This window comes from Novosphingobium sp. (assembly GCF_036820275.1).
Classification (GTDB): domain Bacteria; phylum Pseudomonadota; class Alphaproteobacteria; order Sphingomonadales; family Sphingomonadaceae; genus Novosphingobium.
Genome location: NZ_DAISLT010000088.1, coordinates 1 through 4,028 on the forward strand (window position 1 = coordinate 1; position 4,028 = coordinate 4,028).

Annotated in this window: 3 protein-coding genes; 2 read left to right on the forward strand and 1 reads right to left on the reverse strand. The window is 65.1% G+C overall.

All coding sequences use genetic code 11. The features are described from left to right. Nucleotides 1-1,295, reverse strand: a 1,295-nt coding sequence (locus V7066_RS28700) for a chloride channel protein (RefSeq protein ID WP_334186331.1), incomplete at its 3' end; no start/stop codon positions are given. A 188-nt stretch (nt 1,296-1,483) separates the two neighbouring features. Here V7066_RS28700 and V7066_RS28705 point away from each other — a divergent pair. Both V7066_RS28705 and V7066_RS28710 read left to right on the forward strand, forming a co-directional pair. Beyond that, nucleotides 1,484-3,322: a cation:proton antiporter gene (locus V7066_RS28705; protein ID WP_334186332.1), complete on the forward strand. Its 1,839-nt coding sequence runs from the start codon at nt 1,484-1,486 to the stop codon at nt 3,320-3,322. Next, a complete protein-coding gene (locus V7066_RS28710; protein ID WP_334186333.1) occupies nt 3,319-3,933 on the forward strand; it encodes an OmpA family protein in 615 nt (204 codons plus the stop codon). The genes V7066_RS28705 and V7066_RS28710 overlap by 4 nt, the downstream gene beginning before the upstream one ends. Nucleotides 3,934-4,028 lie beyond the last annotated feature (95 nt).

Sequence of the window (4,028 nt, forward strand, 5' to 3'; positions counted from 1 at the left end):
GTCTTCGGGAGGAAGCGCTGCGACAGTCCGTGGTAGAGCTTTTCCTTGCAGACGAATTGGGCGGCGAAGTCGCCGATCAGCGCAGAAGCCAGGAGAGGCATCATGAGTCCCCTGCTGGCGGTGGTCTCCGAGATGATGATAACCGCCGTGAGGGGCGCGCGCACCACGCCGGTAAAGTAGGCGACCATCCCCAGGAGCACGATGGCTCCGGAGGGATAGGCGGGAAATATCCCGCGCAGCAGATCACCGATACCGGCGCCGATCGAGAGCGACGGCGCGAAGATGCCGCCTGGAATGCCGGAAACCGCCGTTGCCAGTGTCGTCGCGAACTTGGCAGCGCCGAACCAGATCGGCACATCCTTGCCGGCAATGATGCCGTGGGCGGTATCGTACCCGGTTCCCCAGGTCAGCCCGGTCGAGACGCCGAGCACAGCCACGATCGCCCCGCAAAGCGTCGCAAACTGGATCGGATGGGCGCGAAGCCAGACCATCGGTCGTATCGCCGTGGTACCGGCCGAAAGCATGAGCCGCGAGAACGCCCCGCCTGCGATACCGCCGAGGATTCCGGCAACAGGCGTGGCCATGAGGGCCTGCTGGAAACCAAGGGTCTGCCGCATGGCGCCGAAATAGATGTAGTCGCCAGCGACCCCCAGGCTGACCATGCCGGCAATCAGCACGGCGGCCATGACCAGCAGGGTCATACGTTGCTCATACGCTGCCGCCAGTTCCTCGATGGCGAAGGCGACACCGGCAAGCGGCGTATTGAAGGCGGCTGCAACGCCGGCCGCGCCGCCTGCGATATAGACCGATGACCGCAGCTGGACGCGCAGCACGCGGTGCATGCGGCCCATGATGGCTGCGGCAATTTGAACCGTCGGTCCCTCACGCCCGACCGAAGCGCCGACGAGCAGACCGCCGATCGTCAGGAAGAACTTCGCGACTGCCGCGCGGGCCGACACCAATGTCGAAAGCGACCCCTCCGGGTTCTTGGTCGCGGCCATTACCTGGGGAATGCCGGATCCTTTCGCCAGAGGCGCAAAGCGCAAGGTAAGCCAGGCGATGACTGCAAAACCCGCAGGCGTCGCGACCAGCGGCGCCCACCACCAGCGACCTGCGAAGATGTGGAACAAGGCGTTTGCCCGGTCCGCCAACTCGGCGAACACCAGCGCCACGAGACCCACCAGAACGGCCCCGCCCACGATCGCCACCCGGCGCCGCCAGACCAGCGCTTCCGGACCGTGCCGGCGCAGCGCCACGCGGATACGTCGTGGCAACAGGCGGTTCGGAATTTTCACGGCGACGAGCCTCTCTATGGGCAGCGGCAGGGGTATTGGGAGCCAGGCCCTATTGCAGCGCCCCACGGGGCCTGTCCACCCGTTCGCGCCTCACGGTTCGGCAAGCCGCCGGCAGGACCCTCGAACCTGGAAAAATTTCAGCGCGGGGCGGTTACCTTGCCGGTCCGAGATGGTTATGCCTCTTCGTTATGCATCAGCAAGCCCTTGTCTTCGCGCTGATCGGTATTCTCGGTATCGGTGCTCAGTGGATCGCCTGGCGTACCGGCTGGCCAGCCATCGCCCTCATGCTCGCAGCCGGTGTCCTCGCCGGACCCGTCACCGGTCTCGTGGTCCCCGCACAGACCTTCGGAGACCTGCTGGAGCCGATGATCTCCGTGGCCGTTGCGCTCATCCTCTTCGAAGGAGGGCTCAGTCTCAACTTTCGTGAACTCAGGAAGACAGAAGGCGCGGTGACGCGCCTGATGCTCGTGGGGATTCCGGTAGGATGGGTGCTGGGCACGCTGGCCTGCTACTATATCGCCGGCCTCGTATGGCCGGTCGCCATCCTTTTCGCAGGAATCCTCGTCGTGACGGGCCCCACCGTCGTCATACCGCTCCTGCGCCAGAGCAACATCGCGCCTCGTCCGCGGGCGATCCTGAAGTGGGAAGCCATCGTCAACGATCCGTTCGGCGCCCTCTGCGCCGTCCTCACTTACGAATACCTGCGTCGCTCCGGCGAAGGCGGCACCCTGTTCTCGGTGGCCACGTCGCTCGTCGCCGCCGCGGTCGTGGCCGGTCTCATCGGTTACGGAGCGGCGCGTGCGATCGCCTGGGCCTTCCCCCGGGGCCATGTGCCCGAGTACCTCAAGGCCCCCGTCCTTCTCGTCGCCGTCATCAGCACGTTCGTGCTTTCAAACCTCATCCAGCAGGAAACCGGCCTTCTCGCCGTAACCGTGATGGGCGTCGCCATCGCCAACATGCGGCTCGATTCCCTGCGTGACATTCACCCCTTCAAGGAGAACGTCACGGTCCTCCTCATCTCCGGCGTCTTCGTTCTGCTTTCAGCCTCGCTCGATTTCGGCGTGCTGCGCCAGTTCGAGTGGCGCTTCATTGCCTATCTTCTTGCGTTGCTGTTCCTGGTGCGCCCGGCGACGGTGCTGCTCAGCTTATCCTTCAGCAAGATCCCCTGGAACGAGCGCCTGCTGGTTGCGTGGATCGCGCCGCGCGGCGTCGTGGCGGTGGCCATGTCGGGTCTGTTCGCCCTGAGGCTCGACCAGCTTGGCTATGGCGACGGCAGCATTCTCGTAACGCTGTCCTTCTCCGTCGTCGTCGCCACGATTGTCGCGCACGGGTTCAGCATCCGCTACGTGGCGCGCTGGCTCAAGGTCATGGGCGCCCGCAAGAAGGGCCTCCTGATCGTCGGCAGCACCTCGTGGAGCCTGTCCCTTGCCCATCAGCTGCGGCAACTGGATGTCCCGGTCATGATCGCCGACACCAGCTGGCAGCGCCTCTCGGTGGCGCGGCAGGCCGGGATCGCCACCTATCACGGCGAAATTCTGGCGGAGTCGACCGAGGAACGCCTCGATCTGGCGCAGTTCCAGGTCCTCGTCGCCACGACCGACAACGAGGCCTACAATGCGCTCGTCTGCAACGAGTTCGCGCCCGATATCGGCAGGGATGCGGTCTATCAGCTTGGCGGCATGGGCGATGACGAGGACCATCGCAGCCTGCCGGAGGCTCTTCGCGGACGCGCCATGTTCGCTTCGGGCATCGGCGTGGAGGAAATCGCCGAGCACGAAAGCGCCGGCTGGACCTTCCGCAAGACGCGCATCAGCGAACAGTTCGATTTTGCAGATGCACAGGCCGCGCTGCCGGATGAGGCGAATATGCTGTTCGTGTTGCGAAAGGAGGGCAGGATCCTGTTCTTCACCCACGCCTCCCGTCCCACGCCTCAGCCGGGCGACACGATCATTTCCTACGGCCCGCCGCGCCGTGCGGAGCCGGAACCCACTCGCAACATTCCCGAAACCAAGGAGGCGACAGCATGAACCGCGCGCCGATAACCGCATCCCTGCTTCTGCTGGCTACCCTCGGCGGTTGCCAGCAGCGAAGCGAGGGAGAAGCAAGCGATGCACCCGCAAGCGAGGCTGCGATACCTGACGCACTTGCCAGCGCGGCACCGGACGATCCGGCACAGGAGCCGAAGAAATCCATCATCCGGGAAGACGTCGATATCGGCCCGAGCGAGGCCCCCTCGCTGCAACCGGTTCACCTCGTAATTCCCTACCCGGCAAAAGGTGCAAAACCCGATGAAGCTGGGCGCGGGTTGCTCGATGGCCTGCTTGCCAATCCAACGCTCGAGGCCGGCGGGCCGATCACGATCTGGGGGCACAGCGATTCCCGCGGATCCGACGCGGAGAACCTTGCCGCCTCTCGCCGCCGGGCCGAGGCGGCGCGCGACTATCTCGCCGGCAAGGGCGTCGATGTGAAGCGCATGACCGTCATCGCTCTTGGCGAAGCGCGTCCGATTGTGCCCAACCGAAACCTCGATGGCAGCGACGATGCTGAGGGACGCGCGAAGAACCGCCGGGTAGAGATCGAAGTTGCCGCTCCGATCTCGGGCGCTGCGGATCCGGGGCCGGAACAAAAGGGGCGTTGAGCCTCTGGCCAGGCCACCCGGAACTACAAGCTGACCTGATCCCACATCCTTGCGATATCCGCTCGTCGTTGGTCGAGGTGTCGTGCCGCAGCGGG